Origin of the sequence: Streptomyces sp. NRRL S-455 (assembly GCF_000717875.1) — a bacterium.
Classification (GTDB): domain Bacteria; phylum Actinomycetota; class Actinomycetes; order Streptomycetales; family Streptomycetaceae; genus Streptomyces.
Genome location: NZ_JOCT01000011.1, coordinates 347,436 through 367,860, shown reverse-complemented (window position 1 = coordinate 367,860; position 20,425 = coordinate 347,436). Strand labels below are relative to the sequence as shown.

Here is a 20,425-nt window from a genome sequence, read left to right as displayed (position 1 = left end):
CGGACTCGCCCGACGGGCGCGGCCCGCGTAGCGGAGGGACCATGGGGCCGATGCCGACCGAGGAGGTGCGCGTATGGAGTGGACCCTTGAGGTGGTCGTCGTCCCGGTCACCGACCTGGACCGGGCCAAGGCCTTCTACGTGGACCGGTGCGGTTTCCGCGCGGAGATCGACGCGCCGTTCTTCGAGGGCGTGGGCCGCTTCGTCCAGCTCACCCCGCCCGGCTCCCGCTGCTCCATCGTGCTGCAGTCCGGGATGCCGGACCCACCGGGGCGGCCCCGCACAGCCCCCGGGCCGCTGCAGGGCCTCCAGCTCTGCGTCACGGACATCGAGAAGGCCAGGGCGGAGCTCGCCGCACGCGGGGTGGAGGTGACGCCGGTCCAGCACGTGAGCGCGTCGGGCTGGGCAGAGGGCCGGGGCGAGGACAGCTGGAACTCCTTCCTCTTCTTCCAGGACCCCGACGGCAACGGCTGGGCCGTCCAGGAGGCCCCGGCACCCCTCGCCCGGCGCTGACCTGCCCTAGAAATGTCCTGAAGATCTTGAAATCACGCCCGTCTTGCACCGGTTCATGGCGACTGATATTTACCGGCAATCCAGGGCGAGCCGGGCGGCCAGAGCAGGATCTTCATCGGCCTTCCCGGCGCAGTACGTGTCTCGATCAGGGCGCTCACCCGTCGCCAGGAAGCGGGAGACGGCCCGGTCGCCGAAGGCGCGCCGAAGCATGGCCTCGCTGACGGAACCATCCGCGATGGGCCAGGGCAGTTTGGCGGGGGCGAGGTCCTTGCTCTTGAACCCACAGCTGGCCGCACTGGACGGTGCCATGCCGCGTGGTGCGAACCCGACCAGGTCATAGGTGTTCCGCACTATCGATGCATACTCACAAGTTGATGCGCTATTTTGTGAGTTATGGCCACTCGTGTGAAGCGGGCCTTCAAGTACCGCTTCTATCCGACCGATGCGCAGGCAGCGGAGCTGTCGCGCACGTTCGGGTGCGTGCGCAAGGTCTACAACATGGCCCTCGCGGCCCGCACCGAGGCGTGGGCGCGGCAGGAGCGGGTCAACTACAACCAGACCTCGGCCATGCTGACCGCGTGGAAGAAGACCGAGGAACTGGCCTACCTGAACGAGGTGTCCTGCGTTCCGCTGCAGCAGGCGCTGCGGCACCTGCAGACCGCCTTCGCGAACTTCTTCGCCAAACGGGCCAGGTATCCGCGCTTCAAGGTGAAGAAGAAGTCCCGGGCGAGCGCGGAATACACCTCCTCGGCGTTCAGGTTCCGTGACGGCCGGCTGACGCTGGCGAAGATGGCCGATCCGCTGGACATCGTCTGGTCCCGGCCCCTGCCCGAGGGGGCATCGCCGAGCACGGTGACCGTGAGCAGGGACAGCGCCGGGCGCTGGTTCGTCTCGCTGCTGTGCGAGGACCCTGCCGTCAAGCCGCTCGCGCCCACGACCACGGCGGTCGGCATCGATGTCGGTCTGAATCACCTGCTGACCCTGTCGACCGGGGAGAAGATCGCCAACCCCCGGCACGAGCGCCGTGACCGCGTCCGCCTGGCGAAGGCCCAGCGGGGACTGTCCCGCAAGGCCAAGGGTGATGGCGCCAACCGACGCAAGGCGCGGGCGAAGGTCGCGAAGATCCACGCCCGGATCGCCGACCGCAGGCGGGATGTGCTGCACAAGCTGACCACTCGACTCGTGCGTGAGAACCAAACGCTCGTGATCGAGGACCTGACCGTGCGCACCATGGTCAGGAACCGGAGTCTGGCCCGCGCGATCAGCGATGCCGCGTGGGCCCAGTTCCGGAGCATGCTGGAGTACAAGGCCGGCTGGTACGGGCGGGACGTGATCGCGGTGGACCGCTTCGTGAACGCGGCGAACAACCTTCTGGCCGCCGGGCTGGCGGTGTCTGTCTGTGGAGCCGGTGTAAGACCTCAACGGAGAACTCCGGGCGGGCAGTCGGCAATGAAGCAGAAAACCCCACGGCGCGAGCCGTAGGAATCCCCCTCGTTCACGAGGGGGAGGAAGCCAAGGGATGAGCCTGTCGACTCTCCCACTCCCCGACTTCACGCCATATCCGGCCAACTCCCGTAAACAACAGGGGGTTTACCCCCACCCCGTTTGTCCCTCGGGGCGCTGCTGCCGGGCCGCCCGCTTCCTGGCCAGTGTCGTGATTCCGTGAGCCGAGTAAAGGGCGCTGCGCGTCGGCTTCGCCGATCGGCCTCCGGCCGACCCTTGACTCGGCTCACGGAATCACGGGAGAGAAGCGAGCGGACGGCCCGGAAAGGCGGGTGGCCGAGGTCTGACCGCGTCTACGGCCCGTTACGTCGCTGACCGGCGTGGACGGGCGCGGCCGCGCCTCGCATGCACGCCGGCTGGTCTCGGCGGCTGACGGTGTGTTCCGAGGTGGGGTGGTGTGGGGTGGGTGTGGGGTGAGGCGGCGAAGAGTGGAGCGTTTGGGACAGCGGTGGCCTGTAGATGGCGGGTTGGGGTGGCCCAGTTGCTCCACTTGCGGGTTCGTCAGGCGCCTCGGCCCGGCCGGGTCACGAGGGGAGGCGGAGCATGAAGATGTCGACCGGGTCCTGGGTTTCGATCACGAAACCGTGGCGTTCGTAGAGGCGGCGGGCCGGGCTGCCCTGGAGGACGTTCAGGCGGACGGGGTCGCCGGTGGTGTCCGTCCTGGTGAGGAGGGTGCGGAGGACTGCCGAGCCGAGGCCTCGGCCTTGGACCTCCGGGGCGAGATAGAAGTGCTCCAGCCAGTGGGCGTCGTCGGACGGGCGCAGTGTGACACTGCCCGCGAAGGTGCCGTTGGTCGTGATGATCGACGTGTGCCGGGGCGAGAAACCGTCGCGCAGGCGCTGCCTGACCCGGTGCTCGTCGTAGCGGCCCAACCGCTCCAGGTCAGGGCGCATCACCACCGCCCGCAGCTCCGCTATCGCCTCGACGTCCGACTGCTCCGCCGGGCGCATGCCCCATGCCTCCGTGTCCACGGGTGGATCATCCCGCATCATCGCCGAGCGGCCACACAGTTGGCCTGAGGGCCTGTGTCCCTGGCCACCCGTTCTTCCGGGCCGTTCGTTCGCTTCTTCACCGTGCTTCCGTGGGCCGAGTCAAGGGTGGCCCGCAGGGCCAGCGGCGCAGTCGGCGCGCAGCGCCCTTTACTCGGCTCGCGGAAGCACGACACTGACTCAGAAGCGGGCGGCCCCGACCGTGCGTATGAACGCCCTCCAGGCATCCGACCCGACCAGGAGTACGGGTCCGCCGTCGGGTGTCAGCTTGCTGTCCCGGACGGGGACCAACCCGGGGGTTCCGTCGGCGACTTCGACGCAGTTGCCGCCGTCGCCGTTGCTGTAGCTGCTCTTGCGCCAGCGGGCGTTGCTCAGGTCGTACTCGCGCATCGTCTGAAGTCCTCAGCCGCCGATCGGACCAGGGCGAGGGACGCCTCCGGCGACAGTGCGGCGCCCCTGAGCAGATCGTAGGCGCGCTCCGCACGCTTCACCATGGCCGGATCGTCGACCAACGTCCCTGAGAACGAGGTCTCTGTATAGGCGACCGGCGGCGCGTCCTCGAACTCCATGAGCCGTAGCGAGCCGTTGTTGGCAGGGGCCCCTGCGGAGAACGGAAGCACCTGCAGCACCACCTTGTGCGCGTCCGCGAGGTCGGCCATGTGGTCGAGAGCCCGGGCCGTGACGTCCGGCCCGCCTACCGGTACGCGCAGTACGGTCTCGTGGACCACCACCCAATACACCGGCCTGGTAGTGCCACTGAGGATCTGGGCGCGTTCCACGCGGGCGGCGACTCGCTCCTCGATGAACTCGTCCGTCGCGAATGGATGCGTCGCCAGAGTGAGAGCTCTTGTGTACGCCGGTGTTTGGAGGAGCCCCGGCACGACGGTCGGTTCGAACTCGCAGATCGCCGTGGCCTGCCTCTCCAGCTCCACAACCCGGCGAAATACTCCGCATACCGCTTGTCGTCAATCAGCTTCCTGCACAACCGCTCGAAAATACCGCCGGTTTGCAGCACCCCGTCGATCCGCTGGGCCACATCCAACTGTGGTTTGCGAATGGCCTGTTCGAACTGGCCGATGTAGCCGCCGGAGACGAACACCCGGGAGCCCAGCTCCACCTGGGTGAGGCCGGTGTCCTCCCTCCGTCGTTTCAGTTCCGTGCCGAAGAACTCCCACGCCGCCTGCCGAGAACCGTTGGCCATTACCGGACCCCTTTGCGCTGCACCGTAGTTGTAGGGCTCAGCCCCCTCCCGAGTGTAGGCGCGGAGCGTCATCGTGGAGACACGAAGAGTAAAACCGGAAGAGGAAGGGGAGCACGGTGGAGGCACGACACTCGGCGCTCTGTGTCGAAGAAGCGGAGGACGCGGTGAAAGAATTGCGGGCAGAACTCGCCAAGGCAGGAATTGTCCTGCCGTCACTGGGAGTCGACCCGGTGAGTCTTGCGCGGGAAGTGCCCTGCCCGCTCGTGGAATTGGGCCGGTGTTCCGTCGAGACCGCACGTCGGCTCGCGGCGGTGCTGCGGTGAAGCCCCCGGTCGGCGTGTACGTCGTGGACATGAGCAGTGGACGGGTCGGCATCGTCATGGGGCATGAGGGGCCCTATGTGCAGTTAAGGCCGCACGGGGGCGGCAGGGAGTGGGACGTCGACCCCGGTGCCGTCCGGCAGGCCACCCCGGCGGAGCGGCTGCGCGCGGCGACCGCGTACGCCAACGCTCGCAGCAGGGGCGAGGTCCCTTGACGTGACGGCCCTGCGAGAATGGCGCCATGAGTCTGTTCCGCGACGACGGCATCGTGCTGCGCACCCAGAAGCTGGGTGAGGCGGACCGGATCATCACGCTGCTCACTCGCGGTCACGGCCGGGTACGGGCGGTGGCCCGGGGGGTGCGCCGGACGAAGTCCAAGTTCGGCGCCCGCCTCGAACCGTTCTCCCACGTCGACGTGCAGTTCTTCGCGAAGGGGAGCGAGCTCGTCGGACGCGGGCTGCCGCTGTGCACGCAGAGTGAGACGATCGCACCCTACGGTGGCGGGATCGTCAGCGACTACGCCCGGTACACCGCGGGGACCGCGATGCTGGAGACCGCCGAGCGGTTCACCGACCACGAGGGGGAGCCGGCCGTCCAGCAGTACCTGCTGCTCGTCGGCGGGCTGCGGACCCTCTCCCGGGGCGAGCACGCGCCGCATCTCGTGCTCGACGCGTTCCTGCTGCGGTCCCTCGCCGTCAACGGGTACGCCCCGAGCTTCAGTGACTGCGCCAAGTGCGGCATGCCCGGACCCAACCGGTTCTTCTCGGTCGCGTCGGGCGGTTCCGTCTGCGTGGACTGCCGGGTGCCCGGCAGCGTCGTACCCTCGCCCCAGGCCCTGCAACTCCTCGGGGCGCTGCTTACGGGAGACTGGGAGACCGCGGACGCCTGCGAGGCGCGGTACGTCCGGGAGGGCAGCGGGCTGGTGTCGGCGTATCTGCACTGGCACATGGAGCGCGGGCTGCGCTCCCTGCGCTACGTCGAGAAGTAGAGCAGCAGGCAAACAGAGCTGCAGAGAAGCAGAGCTGCACAGAAGCAAGCGAGCACGAGGAGACGAGACACACATGGCCGTACGCGGGATCCTGGGGCGGCAGCGCCCGGACTACAGGACGCCGGAGCCGCACCCGTCCGGCGCGCGGCCGCCGAAGCTCCCCGCGGAGCTCGTGCCCAAGCATGTGGCGATCGTCATGGACGGCAACGGGCGGTGGGCCAAGGACCGGGGGCTGCCGCGCACCGAGGGGCACAAGGTCGGCGCCGAGCGGGTGCTCGACGTGCTCCAGGGCGGCATCGAGATGGGCGTCGGCGCCATCTCCCTGTACGCCTTCTCCACGGAGAACTGGAAGCGGTCGCCGGACGAGGTGCGCTTCCTGATGAACTTCAACCGGGACTTCATCCGCAAGACCCGCGACCAGCTCGACGAGCTGGGCATCCGGGTGCGCTGGGTGGGCCGTATGCCCAAGCTGTGGCGCTCGGTCGCCAAGGAGCTCCAGATCGCCCAGGAGCAGACCAAGGGGAACGACCGGCTCACGCTGTACTTCTGCATGAACTACGGGGGGCGGGCCGAGATCGCCGACGCGGCGCAGGCGCTGGCCGAGGACGTGAAGAGCGGGAAGCTCGACCCGTCCAAGGTCAACGAGAAGACCTTCGCGAAGTACATGTACTACCCGGACATGCCGGACGTCGACCTGTTCCTGCGTCCCAGCGGCGAGCAGCGCACCTCCAACTACCTGCTCTGGCAGAGCGCCTACGCCGAGATGGTCTTCCAGGACGTGCTGTGGCCGGACTTCGACCGGCGTGACCTGTGGCGGGCGTGCCTGGAGTTCGCCTCCCGGGACCGGCGGTTCGGCGGTGCCATCCCGAACGAGGAGCTGCTGGCCATGGAGGGCAAGCAGCAGTAGGCCACACTCACCGACCTCACTCGGCCCGGCGGCCCCTTCCGTGGCAGCCGGGCCGTGCCAGTTGTTGCCGGCTTCCTGGCTTCCTAGCTGTCTGACTTCGCTGCCGCCGCGCAGTCCGCGCACGTGCCGAAGATCTCCACCGTGTGGGCCACGTTCACATAGCCGTGCTCGGCGGCGATGGACTCCGCCCACTTCTCCACGGCCGGGCCCTCCACCTCGACGGCCTTGCCGCAGCCGCGGCACACCAGGTGGTGGTGATGGTCGTCGGTGGAGCAGCGGCGGTAGACGGACTCGCCGTCGGCGGTGCGCAGGACGTCGACCTCGCCGGCGTCGGCGAGGGACTGGAGGGTGCGGTAGACCGTGGTGAGCCCGACCGAGTCGCCCTTGTGCTTGAGCATGTCGTGCAGTTCCTGCGCGCTGCGGAACTCGTCGACCTCCTGCAGGGCCGCCGCCACAGCGGCCCGCTGCTTGGTGGCGCGGCCCTTCACGGACGGTCCAGCGGTCGTCACCGTTGCCTCCTCACGTCTGCCTTGCCCGGGCCATTGTGCCAGTCCGGGGTGGGGGCGGTCAGACGCCGACTTCGTCGGACGTTTCCCGGGTGCCCGGAATAGCGCACTCCGCCGGGTCCGTCGTGCCGTGCGCGGCGGACCGGGCGCGGCGGCGGGCCAGCGGGGCGGCGAGCGCCGTCAGCACGATGAAGGCGCCGATGGTCAGCAGCACGATCGTCGCGCCGGGCGGCACGTCCTGGTAGTACGAGGTGACCGTGCCGCCGATCGTCACGCTCACGCCGATCGCGACGGCGATCACGAAGGTGACGGCGAAGCTGCGGCCGATCTGCTGGGCGGCCGCGACCGGCACCACCATCAGCGCGCTGATCAGCAGCAGGCCGACCACGCGCATCGCCACGGTCACCGTGACGGCCGCGGTGACCGCCGTCAGCAGGTTCAGGGCGCGCACCGGCAGGCCCGTCACCCGGGCGAACTCCTCGTCCTGGCTGACGGCGAACAGCTGCCGGCGCAGGCCGAGGGTGACCAGGACGACGAAGGCGGCCAGCACGCAGATCGCCGTGACGTCCGACTCGGACACCGTCGACAGGGAGCCGAACAGGTACGACGTCAGGTTGGCGTTGGAGCCGGTCGGCGCGAGGTTGATGAACATCACACCGCCGGCCATGCCGCCGTAGAACAGCATCGCGAGGGCGATGTCGCCGCGGGTCCTGCCGTACCAGCGGATCAGCTCCATGAGGACCGCGCCGAGGATGGAGACCAGGGCCGCCATCCACACCGGGGACCAGGTCAGCAGGAAGCCGAGGCCGACGCCGGTCATCGCGACGTGGCCGATGCCGTCGCCCATCAGGGCCTGGCGGCGCTGGACCAGGTAGATCCCCACCGCGGGGGCGGTGATGCCGACCAGGACGGCGGCGAGCAGGGCCCGCTGCATGAAGGCGTAGTCGAGGATGTCCATCAGCTCAGCAGTCCCGTGCGGAGGGGTTCGGCGCCCGCGGGTGCGTGCGGGTGCACGTGGTCGTGGCCGGGCAGGGCGTGCTGCCCGACGGCCTTCGGGGGCGGGCCGTCGTGGACGACGCAGCCGTCGCGCAGGACGACCGCCCGGTCGATGAGCGGCTCCAGGGGGCCCAGTTCGTGCAGCACGAGCAGCACGGTCGTGCCCTGGCCGACCTGCTCCCGCAGCGTGTGCGCGAGCACCTCCTGGCTGGCCAGGTCGACGCCGGCCATCGGCTCGTCCATGATCAGCAGTTCGGGTTCGGAGGCGAGGGCACGCGCGATCAGGACGCGCTGGTGCTGGCCGCCGGAGAGGGCGTCGACCGAGTCCTTGGCCCGGTCCGCCATGCCGACCAGCTCCAGGGCCCGCCGTACGGCCGCGTGGTCCGCCTTGCGCAGCACGCCGAAGCGGGCCCGGGACAGGCGGCCGGAGGAGACCACCTCGGTCACGGTGGCCGGCACCCCGCCGGCGGCCGTGGTGCGCTGCGGGACGTAGCCCACCCGCTGCCAGTCGCGGAACCGCCTGCGGTCCGTGCCGAACAGCTCGATCTCGCCGGAACCGATCTGCACCTGGCCGATGACGCTGCGCACGGCCGTCGACTTGCCGGAGCCGTTCGCGCCGAGCAGGGCGACGACCTCGCCGCGCCGCACGGTGAGGTCGATGCCACGCAGGACGGGGCGCGAGCCCAGGTCCGCGCGGACGCCGCGCAGGGATATGACGGGCTCGGTCATGCCGTCCTCCGTTGAGTCGATCACTTGGCTCCCAGGGCCGTCCGGAGGGCCTTGAGGTTGGATTCCATGACCTGGAAGTAGTCGTCGCCGCGGGACTTGTCGGTGATGCCCTCGAGCGGGTCGAGGACGTCCGTCTTCAGCTTCGCGTCCCGGGCGAGGGTCTTCGCGGTCTTGTCGGAGACCAGTGTCTCGTAGAAGACGGTGGTGACGCCGTCGGCCCTGGCCTCCTGCTGGAGCTCCTTGACCCGGGCGGCGCTGGGCTCGCTCTCGGGGTCCATGCCGGAGATGGCCTCCTGGGTGAGGCCGTAGCGCTCGGCGAGGTAGCCGAAGGCGGCGTGGTTGGTGAAGAAGACCTTGGTCTTGGTGTTCTTCAGGCCGTTCTCGAAGTCGCTGTTCAGCCCGTTCAGTTTCTTGACCAGGGCCTCGGTGTTCTTCTTGTAGTCGGCCGCGTGGTCGGGGTCGGCCTTCTCGAAGGCCTTGCCGACGCCCTGCGCGATCTCGGCGTACTTCACCGGGTCGAGCCAGACGTGCGGGTCGCGGGCGTGCTCCTCCTCCTCGGGGGAGGTCTCCTCGGAGTGGCCTTCCTCGCCCTCGTGGCTGTGGCCGCCGGTGCCGTGGTCCTCGAGGTGGGTCAGGGTGGCCGCGTCGATCTTCGTCTTGATGCCGGTCTGCGAGACGGCCTCGTCGACGGCGGGCTGGAGGCCCTTGAGGTAGAGCGCCGCGTCGGCCTCCTCGAGCTGCGCCCGCTGCTGGGTGCTGATCTCCAGGTCGTGCGGTTCCTGGCCGGGCTCGGTCAGGCTGGTGACGTTCGCGTGGTCGCCGCCGATCTGCTCGGCGAGGAACGCCATCGGGTAGAACGACGCGACGACGTCGAACTTGTCCGTGTTGCCCGTCGCCGCGCTGTCGCTGGAGCAGGCGGTCAGGGCGCCGAGGCCGAGAGCGGAGGCCAGGGCGGCGGGTATGAGGCGTCGTCGTACGTTCATGACACTCATTTTCAACAAATATGGAAACCGTTGTCAACAAAGAGCCTGAGCAGGGCCTTGAGGTCCACGGAGGGGGAGCGATTTGATTGAGGGGGCGTCCCCGCCGGTAACCTGAAGCATTCGCTGGAAGCAACTCGCTTCGTCGCCCGTCGTCGTAATGAAGAGAGCACCGTGGCCGCCGACAAGATCGACACCATCGTCAGCCTGAGCAAGCGCCGTGGCTTCGTATTCCCCTGTAGTGAGATCTACGGCGGTCAGCGCGCCGCTTGGGACTACGGCCCCCTGGGTGTCGAGCTCAAGGAGAACCTCAAGCGCCAGTGGTGGCGCTACATGGTGACGTCGCGCGAGGACGTCGTGGGCATCGACTCGTCCGTGATCCTGGCCCCCGAGGTCTGGGTCGCGTCCGGCCATGTCGCCACCTTCACGGACCCGCTGACCGAGTGCACCTCCTGCCACAAGCGGTTCCGCGCGGACCACCTGGAGGAGGCGTACGAGGAGAAGAAGGGCCGCGCCCCGGAGAACGGCCTGGCCGACGTCAACTGCCCCAACTGCGGCAACAAGGGCCAGTTCACCGAGCCCAAGCAGTTCTCGGGCCTGCTGTCCACGCACCTCGGCCCGACCCAGGACTCCGGCTCCGTCGCCTACCTGCGGCCCGAGACCGCGCAGGGCATCTTCACCAACTTCTCCCAGGTGCAGACCACCTCGCGCCGCAAGCCGCCGTTCGGCATCGCCCAGATGGGCAAGTCCTTCCGCAACGAGATCACGCCCGGCAACTTCATCTTCCGCACCCGCGAGTTCGAGCAGATGGAGATGGAGTTCTTCGTCAAGCCGGGCGAGGACGAGAAGTGGCAGGAGTACTGGATGGAGCAGCGCTGGAACTGGTACACCGGTCTCGGCCTGCGCGAGGAGAACATGCGGTGGTACGAGCACCCGAAGGAGAAGCTCTCCCACTACTCCAAGCGCACCGCCGACATCGAGTACCGCTTCCAGTTCGGCGGCAGTGAGTGGGGCGAGCTCGAGGGCGTCGCCAACCGCACCGACTACGACCTCGGCGCCCACTCCAAGGCCTCCGGCCAGGACCTCACCTACTTCGACCAGGAGGCCGGTGAGCGCTGGACGCCGTACGTCATCGAGCCCGCGGCCGGTGTCGGCCGCGCGATGCTGGCGTTCCTCCTGGACGCCTACATCGAGGACGAGGCGCCCAACGCCAAGGGCAAGATGGAGAAGCGGACCGTGCTGCGGCTCGACCACCGTCTCGCCCCGGTGAAGGTCGCGGTGCTCCCGCTGTCCCGCAACCCCGAGCTGTCGCCGAAGGCCAAGGGCCTCGCCCAGACCCTGCGGCAGAACTGGAACATCGAGTTCGACGACGCCGGCGCCATCGGCCGCCGCTACCGCCGCCAGGACGAGATCGGCACGCCGTTCTGCGTGACCGTCGACTTCGACACGCTGGAGGACAACGCGGTCACCGTCCGCGAGCGTGACTCGATGAAGCAGGAGCGCGTCTCCCTCGACCAGATCGAGGGCTACCTGGCGGCCCGGCTGGTCGGCTGCTGATCGCTGTCTGCCGTACCACGGTGCCGGGTCCTCTTCGGAGGGCCCGGCACCGTCGCGTTGTGGGGCCTGACTGGTCCTGTAAGGCCGCCGTCGATTGGCCCTGTTTCCCCGCCCGGGGCGGCGCCAGGGTGAGCGCATGAGCATCGCTTTTCTGCTGACCACCCTCGTCGTCGTGGCCACCCCGGGCACCGGCGTCGTCTACACCCTCGCCGCCGCGCTGTCCCGGGGGCGGCGTGCGAGTGTCGTCGCGGCCGTCGGGTCCACGCTCGGGATCGTGCCGCATCTGCTGGCCACGGTCACCGGGGTGGCCGCACTGCTGCACGCGAGCGCGACCGCCTTCCAGGTGCTGAAGTACGCCGGTGTCGCCTACCTGCTGTACATGGCGTGGGCGACGGTGCGGGACAAGGAGGCGCTCGTGGTGGAGGAGGAGCGGGCGTCGGCGCCCTTGCCGGCGCGGCGGGTGATCGTGCGGGGTGTGCTGATCAACATCCTCAACCCGAAACTGACGATCTTCTTCTTCGCGTTCCTGCCGCAGTTCGTGAGCCCCGGGGAGCCGCACGCGGTCCTGCGGATGGCGGGGCTGGGCGGTGTGTTCATGCTGGCGACCTTCGTCGTGTTCGCCGCGTACGGGGTGCTGGCGGCGTCGGTGCGCCGTCATGTCGTGGGCCGGCCGCGGGTGATGGCGTGGCTGCGGCGGGGCTTCGCCGGATCCTTCGTGGCACTCGGAGCGAAGCTGGCGTTCACGGCGCGGTGACCGGGCTCCGTGCTATGCCCGGGAGCGGGAGGAGCCCGGGAGCGAGGGGGATTTCGCGGCGGTCATGGACCTGGTGGTGCGGGGGCTGCGGGCCTAGGGGGCGCCCCCCTGGACCCGATCCCGCCGCTCCGATGGAGGACGGGTGCCGGTTCCTGGACCGGCACCTGAAGGGGGACCGGCACCTGGCGTGAGGCCGGGACGGCCGGTGGGCGGTCGGCGGCAGGCGGTGCCGGGGCCACGCTGCCGCTCAGCCGCCCACCGGGTGCGCCCGGGACGGCAGGGGCACAGGATGGGGAGCGAGGGGCGGGTCGCCGCGCGGGACGCGCGAAAGAAGGGGATGGCGATCGTGGATCTCACACTGCGCCCGGGTACCGCCGACGACGCCGCGGAGTGCGGCCGGATCTGCTACGAGGCCTTCGCCGGCATCGCCGGGAAGCACGCGTTCCCACCCGACTTCCCGAGCCCGGAGGCGGGTGTCGCGGTGATCGAGGGCGCCCTGACCCACCCGGGTTTCTACGGTGTCGTCGCCGAGCTCGACGGGCGGATCGTGGGCAGCAACTTCCTCGACGAACGCTCGGCCGTCGCCGGGGTCGGACCCATCACCGTCGACCCCACGGCGCAGAACGCGGGCGTGGGCCGCCGCCTCATGCGGGACGTCATGGACCGGGCCACCGAGCGCGGGGCGCCCGGCATCCGGCTCCTGCAGAGCGGCTACCACACCAGGTCGTTCTCCCTGTACGTGAGCCTGGGCTTCGTCCACCGGGTCACACTGGCCTGCGTACAGGGACCGCCGCTCCGGGAAGCGATGCCCGGATACACGGTGCGGGAGGCCACGGACGCGGACCTCGGCGCCTGCAACGACGTGTGCCGGCAGGTCCACGGCGTCGACCGCGGCGGCGAGGTCGCCGACGCGCTCAAACAGGGCACCGCCCGGGTCGTGGAGCGCGCGGGACGCGTCACCGGCTACGCCACCGACCTCGCCTTCTTCGCACACGCCGTGGGCGAGACCACTCCCGACCTCCAGGCCCTCATCGCGGCCGCCCCGCGGTTCGGCGGCCCGGGCCTGCTCGTACCCACCGGCGACAGCGCACTGCTCAGGTGGTGCCTGTCCCACGGCCTCAAGGTCGTCCAGCTGATGAACCTGATGACCATCGGCCTGTACAACGAACCCGACGGGGCCTACCTGCCCTCGATCCTCTACTAGCCAGGCCCTGCCCGGCACATCACGCCGCGGACGTCGGGTCCACCGTCGCCTGGTGGGCTTCCGCCAGGTGCTCCTCCGCCTTCAGCCAGGGCAGGAACTGCGCGCCTCTGCGCCAGCCGCAGGTGTTGCACCTGATGGTGCGCTGCACACCCTTGCGCTGCACCCGCACCACGTGCTCCCGGCCGTGCTGGTCCCAGCGGCTGACCTTGCTGGTGTCGATCTGCGCCACGACGTCTCCCGCGTCCAGGAATCCGGCGGATCCCTCTGCTCGCAGCAAGGAGTGTGCAGCAAGACCAACATCAACAGGGCTCGGCCCGGCAGCGAGTTATCCAGTTGTGAGACGCGTGGAGCATGGTGATGTCGGGTGATGTCGCGTGATGTCGTCAACCGCCCGTGCCGGACTGTGCCGTGTGCCATGGCACAAACGCGTTGCTCAGCCCCGCCAGCGCCGGGCGCAGCTCCGGGTGGTGCCGGAGGATCACCGTGGCCATGGTGTTGTCGTCGATCCAGGCCATTCCGGCCTTGGAGTACACCTCCGGCGTGTAGTACGCGGTGAAGAAGCGGTCACTGCTCAACCTGACCGAAGCCATCAGGATGAAGATGCGGAACGCGGTGTTGCTGAAGGTGAACCCGGCCGGAAGCCTCTCGGCGTACATCCCGACCATCAGGTCGACCTTCTCGATGTCGTTCCCGTACAGCCGCTTGATTTCCTCGGCCCACTCCGGATTGTCCGTCAGATCCTCGAAGTTCGCCGCGGGCTTCATCCTCAGAAGCCGACGGAACTCGTTGTAGCGGGGGACGCCCAGCTCCCGGCTGCGCAGGATGTCGGTGGCGGCGAGGTCCTGCAGGTGCCCGTCGGGGCGCTGGAACTCCTGGAGGAACTTCGGGAAGTTGTGCAGGGTGACCAGACCCGGACGGAGCGTGCCGAAACTGTAGAGCAGGTCGGCCATGCTCGTGGTCTCGAGGACCTTCAGCGCCTCGGGTCCGGAGATGTCACGCAGAGTGCAGTGGCGCAGGGTCTCGTCGTCGACGGCGGAGCGCAGGTGCCAATCGTCGCGGATCAGCGGATGCATGCGGTAGATGGCCACGAACTCCTCGGTGAGGGCGAACGGGGCACCGTAGTGATCCGTCTTGGCGCCGGGGATGCCGCTGATGAGCTCGCTGCCGCTGATCCGGCCGAGAAGGTTGTGGACGCGTTCCCCCGCGAGGCCCCACCAATTGGTTTGCAGGGCCTTGACGGTCGTGGGATGACTGATCACAGCCGGCGTCCACTCCACGGTGTGGATCTTGGCGATGAGTGCGGAGTTGACGAGCCGCGCCCGCTGGAACAGCTCCTCGTCGTCCCAGGACGGATACGCGGCATGCAAGTGGTCGCAGATGGCGTTGTGTTCCTGGGCGAACAGGTTCTGCATGAGCACCAGGCCCAGCCAGAAGCCGGGCACCCGCGACGGGTCGCGCGAGGGGTCGGGGAACGGGGTCTGCTCGTCGTCCCACAGCCGCAGCCTGCCCAGCTCGCCGGTGCGCAGTTGGCGTTGCTCCGCCTCACTCGACCCGTAGACCTGTGACGCGTCCCACCAGTGGGAGGAGACGTTGACGCGCGTGTCGGGCATGTCGGCGCCCGCCTGCGGGTCCCGGGTCGGGTCGTCGGGTGTCCGCATGATCCGCATCGGGCGCTCCGGCCAGGGATCGTCGTCCATGAGGGGCACTTCCCAGGGACGGTCCTCAGGACTCGTGCCGTGGCTGAACCAGTCGCGGATCATGAACTGCAGCCAGGTGGCGATGAGGGAGTTCACCGACTCGGCCGGGATCAACTCGTGGCGGGTGAGCAGGGCTCGGCTGACCTCGCGCGGGCTGGGCCGGGAGAGAACGTCCTCGGGCGTGGCCGACGGAATCCTGTCCAGCGGGAAGTTGCGGTTGAAGCGTGTGCCCGCCATGCCCGTCCGGGGCTCGTCGAGGTTGTTGTAGCTGCCGTCGGCGCTTCGGTCGACCTTGTGTTTCTCGGACTTCGGCCCCGGATCGGGAAGGTTGACCGAGGGCAGGTGCGTGGTGTCGTGGAGGTTCTCCTGACGGAGCCTCACGCGCAGTCCGTAGAGGACCGCCAGGCCAGGAAGCACGGCCAGCTTGTCCCAGCCGATGCGCCGGTCGACATACTCGGCGAGGTCGCCGGCGATTCTCCCCGCAAGAGACGCGGATGCGGAGCGGGAGCGGCGGAAGAGGGAGCGTCGTGTGCTCATGGTGGTACTCCTTGGGGCACTCCTGGCGGGTCCTCCGGCGGGTTCGCGGAACGCGGGACTCCGCCGTCACCGCGGCGCCTTCTGCCCGGATAGTCGGCGGACGGGACGGGATTGGCAGCGGAGGAGAGTAAATCGGTATGAAATTCACCCTAGGAGAAGTTCCGCTCGCCTGCATGCCGGAACAGCGCCGTAACACGGCCCGGTCACAGGCGGGGACAGCGTCCTTGTAGGTGACGGTTTCCCGGCGTGTGGCAGGCCTGGTCGTTCTCGTCGTGTGGCCGCCGCGCCGGGCGCGAGTGGTCCGATGACGCGATCCGCCATCGCGGCGACGGTCGAGTACCTGATCCGCCCACCGCGGCAAGTGCCGTCAGAGGTGCCCCAGGGGGTGTTTCGAAAGTCCCGCCTGCCCCGCGGCGCCTGGCACGCTCCCCCAAGCTCTTCGAGCAGGGGGGACCCCCACTCGCCGCACCGGACGATGACCTAGGCACGCTCCGCGGCCACCATCACGTCCCGCACCTCCGCCGCCTCCAGCCGCTCGGCCGCCCGCTCGGCAGTCCCCCGAGCCCACCGCCCGCTCGTCACCGCCCCCAGCGCCAGCACCGCGAAACCGCACACCGTGATGATCCACCACGCCGGCCGGGCGGCCGGGACGAACAGCTCGCGGTACGAGGACGCGCCCACGCCGGAGGCGAGCACCGCGCCCACCACCGCGACACCGAGCGTCTGGCCGAGCTGCCGGCTCGTGGAGGCGACGGCCGCGGCGACGCCCGCCTGGGCGCGGGGCATGCCGGAGACCGCCGTGTTGGTGATGGGGGCGTTGACGAAGCCGAAGCCGATGCCGAAGAGGGCGTAGCCGGCGAAGAGGGTGGTGTTCGAGGTCTCGGCGTCGAACGCGGCGAAGAGCACGCCGCTCGTCGTCATCGCGCCGCCCGCGATCAGCAGCGGCAGCCGGGGGCCGCGCGTGCCCACCAGGCGGCCGGAGAGCGGGGCGCACAGGAACGTCGGGACCGCCATGGGCAGCATCCACAGTCCCGCCTCCAGGGCGGTCAGGCCGCGCACGTTCTGCAGGTACAGCGTGGAGAGGAACAGGAAGCCGCCGAGCGCGGCGAACGCGCTGATCGCGATGACCGTGGCCCCGCTGAACGGCGCCGAGCGGAAGAACCGCAGGTCGATCAGTGGCTCCGCGCGACGGGGCTCGTAGAGGAGCAGTCCGGTGAGGGCGGCCAGGGCGATCACGGCCAGCGGGGCGATCGAGGTGAACGGCGTCGTGGGCGCCTCGATGATCGCGTACGTCAGGGAGCCGAACAGGGCGATCACCAGGAGCTGCCCGACCGGGTCGGGGCGGCGGGCCCGCCCGGCGCGGGACTCGGGGACGAAGCGCAGGGTGAGCAGGAGGGCGGCGAGCCCCACGGGCAGGTTGATCCAGAAGATCGAGCGCCAGCCGACCGATTCCACCAGCAGGCCGCCGACCAAGGGGCCGGCGGCCATCGATATGCCGACGACCGCGCCCCACGCGCCGATCGCACGGGCACGCTCACGCGGGTCGGTGAAGGTGTTGGTGATGATCGACATCGCGACCGGGTTCAGCATCGAGCCGCCCACCGCCTGCACCATGCGGAACGCGACCAGCGCCTCCAGGTTCGGCGCGAGGGAGCACAGCACCGAGCCGAGGGTGAAGACCACCAGGCCCGCCATGAAGACGCGCTTGCGGCCGATCCGGTCGGCCGTGGAGCCCGCGAGCATCAGCAGCGAGGCCAGGACGAGCGTGTACGCGTCGATCGTCCACTGCAGGCCGGACGTGCTCGCGTGCAGGTCCTGCTGCATGGACGGCAGGGCCACGTTCAGGACGGTGTTGTCCAGGCTCACGATCAGCAGGCTCATGCAGCAGATCGCGAGCACCAGCATGCGGCGGCGGGGGCTGAGCTCGGGCATGCGCTCCATCGTAGCCGATTTCGATAGTTGGGCTAACTAATGAATTTTGCCTTCTCATTGCACGGCACAATGGAGGAATGTCCACGCCCCTCCAGATCGGTCCGCACACCGTCCAGCCCCCCGTCGTCCTGGCCCCCATGGCCGGGATCACCAACGCGCCCTTCCGCACCCTGTGCAGGGAGTTCAGTGGTGGCAAGGGCCTGTTCGTCAGCGAGATGATCACCACCCGGGCGCTGGTCGAACGCAACGAGAAGACCATGCAGCTCGTTCACTTCGACGCGAGTGAGCGCCCCCGGTCCATCCAGCTCTACGGCGTGGACCCGGCGACGGTCGGCAAGGCGGTCCGCATGATCGCGGAGGAGGACCTCGCCGACCACATCGACCTCAACTTCGGCTGCCCCGTGCCGAAGGTCACACGCAAGGGCGGCGGCTCCGCACTCCCGTACAAGCGGAACCTGCTGCGTGCCATCCTGCGCGAGGCGGTCAGCGGCGCCGGCGACCTGCCCGTGACGATGAAGATGCGCAAGGGCATCGACGACGACCACATCACCTACCTCGACGCCGGCCGGATCGCCGTCGAGGAGGGCGTCACCGCCATCGCGCTGCACGGCCGCACCGCCGCCCAGCACTACGGCGGCACCGCCGACTGGGACGCCATCGCCCGGCTGAAGGAGCACGTGCCGGAGATCCCCGTGCTCGGCAACGGCGACATCTGGTCCGCCGAGGACGCGCTGCGGATGGTGCGGGAGACCGGCTGCGACGGAGTGGTCGTGGGGCGCGGCTGCCTCGGGCGGCCGTGGCTCTTCGCGGACCTGGTCGCGGCCTTCGAGGGCCGCACCCAGGACATCGCCCGCCCCGCCCTGCGCGAGGTCGCCGACGTCATGGTCCGGCACGCCACGCTGCTCGGCGAGTGGATCGGCGACGAGTCCAAGGGCGTCGTCGACTTCCGCAAGCACGTCGCCTGGTACTTGAAGGGCTTCGCGGTCGGTTCCGAGATGCGCAAGCGCCTCGCCATCACCTCGTCCCTTCAGGAGCTGCGGGCGGGTCTGGACGAGCTGGACCTCGACCAGCCCTGGCCCGCCGGCGCCGACGGCCCCCGGGGTCGTACGTCCGGCAACAACCGGGTGGTGCTGCCGGACGGCTGGCTGAAGGACCCCTACGACTGCGCGGGCGTCGGCGAGGACGCGGAGCTGGACACCTCCGGCGGCTGATCAGCCCTTGGAGGGGCGCGGTGTGGAGCCGAACGCCTTCAGGAAGCGGTCGCGGAAGGAGTCCATCTTCCACACGGGCGCGTCGCGGTCCGGCTCGAGGCCCTCGGTCCAGTTCCAGTCGGCGACCTTGTCCAGGACCTTCGGGTCCTTCGCGACGATCGACACCGGCACGTCCCGGCTGGCGCGGTTGCCGCTGACCCGGGCGATGGGCTGGTGGTCGCCGAGGAAGACCAGGACGGTGTCCTCGGTGCCGTAGCGCTCCAGCCACTGGGTGAGGCTGGTGACCGAGTACTGGATGGACTTGCCGTACTCCTGCCGTGACCTGGTGGTGTCGGTGATGATGTCCGACGCCTTGTTGCCGGCCTTCTGCACGGCGTCGAAGACCGAGCCGTCGCCGAGTTCGTCCCAGCCGACCATCTTCGGGATCGGCGCCCAGGGCTGGTGACTGGAGGTCAGGATGACGAACGACATCAGCGGCTTGTCGCGCTTCCTGCCGTGCACCTGGCGCTGGAACGCCTCCAGCGCGTACTGGTCGGGCATGGTGGACCAGCTGAACTTCGGGCCCCGGTAGCCCAGGTCGTAGGCGTCGTAGAGCTTGTCGAGGCCGTACCACTTCTCCTCCGGCCAGCCCTTCTGCACGCCGGGCATGACGCCGACCGTGTCCCACGCGCCGGTCTTCTGGAACGCCTTGGTGAGGGTGAGGTGCTCCCCGGCGGTGACGGTGCGGTAGCGGCGCTGGTTGTCGATCCACAGGCCGGACATGGTCGTGGAGTGGCCGAGCCAGCTGCTGCCGCCGTAGGTGGCCGAGGTCAGCCAGCCGCTGCGGGCGGCGAAACCGGCCTTCTCCAGGGCCTTGGTACTCGTGTCGAGGGTCCTGCCGACACCCGGCGCCATGACCGGGTCCTCGACGGCGCTGCGGCCGTAGCTCTCGATGAACGTGAAGATGACGTCCTTGCCGCGCAGGTCCGGCAGCAACTGGTCGGGCGGGGTGTTGCCGAAGCTGTCCGCCTTCGACTGCTTCACGAACGCCGCCTCGTCCCGCAGCGACTCCACCGTCCGCTGCGCGTGCACCCGCAGGGCCCCCGCGGCCCGCTCGGAGGCGATCGGCCCGCCGAAGAGCGTCAGGCCCAGGGCCGAGCAGGTGATCCAGGCGGTGCCGGCGATCAGTGCGCCCCGGGCCGCCCAAGGCCGGTGGCGAACCAGGAGCTCGCTGAGCCGGAGCGTCGCCAGCACCATGACGACCGCCAGGAGCAGGACGAGGACGACCGCGCCGACGGCGGCGGCCATGGCGACGCTGCCGCCCAGGGTGTCCTCGACGTACGCCTGCGCGTCGGGCAGCAGATCCCAGTCGAGCGCGGCGTTGAAGCCACGGCCCAGGTACTCGTTGAACCCCATGTCGAGCAGGTTCACGGCGGTCAGCGCGGTGAGACCGAGCCCGTACAGCACTGCCGCGACCTGCCGGGGCCGGCGAGGCAGCCCCAGCACGACGACGGCCCCGATGATCGCCTCCGCGGGGATCTTCGTGAAGCTGCGCGGCTGGACACCGGGCAGGGTGTTGGGCAGCAGCAGGGCGCCGAGGACCAGGACGGCGGCGAGGGTGGTGGTGATCCAGGAGAGGACTCGGGAGGCGTTGGGGTGGCGGGTGCGGAGGTTTGTGAGGCCGGTGAGAGCGGCGAGCCGGGATCTCCGGGTGGGCGGGGGACCCGCTTCGGCGGGGGCGGGCGTGACGGGTACGGCGTCGGCGGCTTGATCCCCAGCCGCCGGCGCAGGCTCCGGTTCCGGCGCGGGCTCTGGCTCCGATTCTGCCGTCGGCGCAGGGGCCGGTTCTGGCCCGGGCTCTGGCTCCGACGCGGGCTTCGATGCCGATGCATGCTCGGGCTCGGGCTCCGGCAGTGGCACCGAC

The 20,425-nt window shown here is 69.5% G+C and carries 21 protein-coding genes and 1 pseudogene; 10 read left to right on the top strand and 12 right to left on the bottom strand.

Features of this window, described 5'->3' with window-relative positions; genetic code table 11:
• The first annotated feature begins 73 nt into the window (after nucleotides 1-73).
• Nucleotides 74-511 carry a VOC family protein gene (locus IE97_RS0116510; RefSeq protein WP_030239634.1) on the top strand — a complete coding sequence of 146 codons (438 nt, stop codon included), beginning with the start codon at nucleotides 74-76 and terminating at the stop codon, nucleotides 509-511.
• Between the two features lie 69 nt (nucleotides 512-580).
• Here IE97_RS0116510 and IE97_RS0116505 read toward each other — a convergent pair whose 3' ends face one another.
• The gene (locus IE97_RS0116505; protein WP_158708302.1) at nucleotides 581-862 is read right to left on the bottom strand and encodes a hypothetical protein; all 282 of its coding nucleotides are present in this window, start codon (nucleotides 860-862) and stop codon (nucleotides 581-583) included.
• A 42-nt stretch (nucleotides 863-904) separates the two neighbouring features.
• Here IE97_RS0116505 and IE97_RS0116500 point away from each other — a divergent pair, with 42 nt between their 5' ends.
• On the top strand, nucleotides 905-1,993 hold the full coding sequence (locus IE97_RS0116500) for an RNA-guided endonuclease InsQ/TnpB family protein (RefSeq protein WP_030239628.1): 1,089 nt from the start codon (nucleotides 905-907) through the stop codon (nucleotides 1,991-1,993).
• Nucleotides 1,994-2,538: 545 nt separating this feature from the next.
• Here IE97_RS0116500 and IE97_RS0116495 read toward each other — a convergent pair.
• The 3 genes and pseudogenes from IE97_RS0116495 to IE97_RS38510 form a co-directional block, all read right to left on the bottom strand.
• The gene (locus IE97_RS0116495) at nucleotides 2,539-2,964 is read right to left on the bottom strand and encodes a GNAT family N-acetyltransferase (RefSeq protein WP_030239626.1); all 426 of its coding nucleotides are present in this window, start codon (nucleotides 2,962-2,964) and stop codon (nucleotides 2,539-2,541) included.
• A gap of 219 nt (nucleotides 2,965-3,183) precedes the next feature.
• Nucleotides 3,184-3,393 carry a DUF397 domain-containing protein gene (locus IE97_RS0116490; RefSeq protein WP_030239624.1) on the bottom strand — a complete coding sequence of 70 codons (210 nt, stop codon included), beginning with the start codon at nucleotides 3,391-3,393 and terminating at the stop codon, nucleotides 3,184-3,186.
• A pseudogene (locus IE97_RS38510) lies at nucleotides 3,375-4,204 on the bottom strand (helix-turn-helix domain-containing protein). The gene IE97_RS0116490 and the pseudogene IE97_RS38510 overlap by 19 nt, the downstream one beginning before the upstream one ends.
• A 116-nt stretch (nucleotides 4,205-4,320) precedes the next feature.
• Here IE97_RS38510 and IE97_RS40345 point away from each other — a divergent pair.
• From IE97_RS40345 to IE97_RS0116470, 4 genes are all read left to right on the top strand, one after another.
• Nucleotides 4,321-4,527: a hypothetical protein gene (locus IE97_RS40345; protein ID WP_078603263.1), complete on the top strand. Its 207-nt coding sequence runs from the start codon at nucleotides 4,321-4,323 to the stop codon at nucleotides 4,525-4,527.
• Nucleotides 4,524-4,739, top strand: a complete 216-nt coding sequence (locus tag IE97_RS43025) for a hypothetical protein (RefSeq protein WP_030239621.1) — start codon at nucleotides 4,524-4,526, stop codon at nucleotides 4,737-4,739. Before IE97_RS40345 ends, IE97_RS43025 begins: the two co-directional genes overlap by 4 nt.
• Before the next feature lie 26 nt (nucleotides 4,740-4,765).
• Complete coding sequence (recO, locus tag IE97_RS0116475; RefSeq protein ID WP_030239620.1) at nucleotides 4,766-5,512, top strand: DNA repair protein RecO; 747 nt, start codon at nucleotides 4,766-4,768, stop codon at nucleotides 5,510-5,512.
• 73 nt (nucleotides 5,513-5,585) lie between these two features.
• Nucleotides 5,586-6,419 (top strand): isoprenyl transferase, encoded by an 834-nt coding sequence (locus tag IE97_RS0116470; RefSeq protein WP_030239618.1) that lies wholly within the window; start codon nucleotides 5,586-5,588, stop codon nucleotides 6,417-6,419.
• Nucleotides 6,420-6,502: 83 nt separating this feature from the next.
• On the opposite strand, the gene IE97_RS0116465 is transcribed toward IE97_RS0116470, so the two are convergent.
• From IE97_RS0116465 to IE97_RS0116450, 4 genes are read right to left on the bottom strand one after another with little or no spacing between them, the layout of a single operon-like run.
• Nucleotides 6,503-6,928, bottom strand: coding sequence for a Fur family transcriptional regulator (locus IE97_RS0116465; RefSeq protein WP_030239617.1), 426 nt, complete (start codon nucleotides 6,926-6,928; stop codon nucleotides 6,503-6,505).
• A gap of 58 nt (nucleotides 6,929-6,986) precedes the next feature.
• Complete coding sequence (locus IE97_RS0116460; RefSeq protein WP_030239616.1) at nucleotides 6,987-7,883, bottom strand: metal ABC transporter permease; 897 nt, start codon at nucleotides 7,881-7,883, stop codon at nucleotides 6,987-6,989.
• On the bottom strand, nucleotides 7,883-8,650 hold the full coding sequence (locus IE97_RS0116455; RefSeq protein ID WP_030239615.1) for a metal ABC transporter ATP-binding protein: 768 nt from the start codon (nucleotides 8,648-8,650) through the stop codon (nucleotides 7,883-7,885). The genes IE97_RS0116460 and IE97_RS0116455 overlap by 1 nt, the downstream gene beginning before the upstream one ends.
• Nucleotides 8,651-8,670: 20 nt before the next feature.
• Nucleotides 8,671-9,633: a metal ABC transporter substrate-binding protein gene (locus IE97_RS0116450; protein WP_030239614.1), complete on the bottom strand. Its 963-nt coding sequence runs from the start codon at nucleotides 9,631-9,633 to the stop codon at nucleotides 8,671-8,673.
• Nucleotides 9,634-9,804: 171 nt separating this feature from the next.
• Between IE97_RS0116450 and IE97_RS0116445 the strand changes: the two genes are divergently transcribed.
• The 3 genes from IE97_RS0116445 (at nucleotide 9,805) to IE97_RS0116435 (ending at nucleotide 13,145) form a co-directional block, all read left to right on the top strand.
• The gene (locus IE97_RS0116445; RefSeq protein ID WP_030239612.1) at nucleotides 9,805-11,187 is read left to right on the top strand and encodes a glycine--tRNA ligase; all 1,383 of its coding nucleotides are present in this window, start codon (nucleotides 9,805-9,807) and stop codon (nucleotides 11,185-11,187) included.
• A gap of 136 nt (nucleotides 11,188-11,323) precedes the next feature.
• The gene (locus tag IE97_RS0116440; RefSeq protein ID WP_030239609.1) at nucleotides 11,324-11,941 is read left to right on the top strand and encodes a LysE family translocator; all 618 of its coding nucleotides are present in this window, start codon (nucleotides 11,324-11,326) and stop codon (nucleotides 11,939-11,941) included.
• Nucleotides 11,942-12,278: 337 nt separating this feature from the next.
• On the top strand, nucleotides 12,279-13,145 hold the full coding sequence (locus IE97_RS0116435) for a GNAT family N-acetyltransferase (RefSeq protein WP_030239607.1): 867 nt from the start codon (nucleotides 12,279-12,281) through the stop codon (nucleotides 13,143-13,145).
• A gap of 19 nt (nucleotides 13,146-13,164) precedes the next feature.
• Here IE97_RS0116435 and IE97_RS0116430 read toward each other — a convergent pair whose 3' ends face one another.
• The 3 genes from IE97_RS0116430 to IE97_RS0116420 all read right to left on the bottom strand — a co-directional run bounded on the left by IE97_RS0116430 (nucleotide 13,165) and on the right by IE97_RS0116420 (nucleotide 17,311).
• Nucleotides 13,165-13,374: a hypothetical protein gene (locus IE97_RS0116430; RefSeq protein ID WP_030239599.1), complete on the bottom strand. Its 210-nt coding sequence runs from the start codon at nucleotides 13,372-13,374 to the stop codon at nucleotides 13,165-13,167.
• Nucleotides 13,375-13,528: 154 nt separating this feature from the next.
• Entirely contained in the window at nucleotides 13,529-15,379 is a 1,851-nt protein-coding gene (locus tag IE97_RS0116425) for a peroxidase family protein (protein ID WP_030239595.1), read from the bottom strand.
• Nucleotides 15,380-15,859: 480 nt separating this feature from the next.
• The gene (locus tag IE97_RS0116420) at nucleotides 15,860-17,311 is read right to left on the bottom strand and encodes an MFS transporter (RefSeq protein WP_030239592.1); all 1,452 of its coding nucleotides are present in this window, start codon (nucleotides 17,309-17,311) and stop codon (nucleotides 15,860-15,862) included.
• Between the two features lie 77 nt (nucleotides 17,312-17,388).
• Here IE97_RS0116420 and dusB point away from each other — a divergent pair, with 77 nt between their 5' ends.
• Complete coding sequence (dusB, locus tag IE97_RS0116415; protein WP_030239589.1) at nucleotides 17,389-18,522, top strand: tRNA dihydrouridine synthase DusB; 1,134 nt, start codon at nucleotides 17,389-17,391, stop codon at nucleotides 18,520-18,522.
• Here dusB and IE97_RS0116410 read toward each other — a convergent pair whose 3' ends face one another.
• A complete protein-coding gene (locus tag IE97_RS0116410) occupies nucleotides 18,523-20,421 on the bottom strand; it encodes a sulfatase-like hydrolase/transferase (RefSeq protein WP_051705007.1) in 1,899 nt (632 codons plus the stop codon).
• Nucleotides 20,422-20,425: the final 4 nt, after the last annotated feature.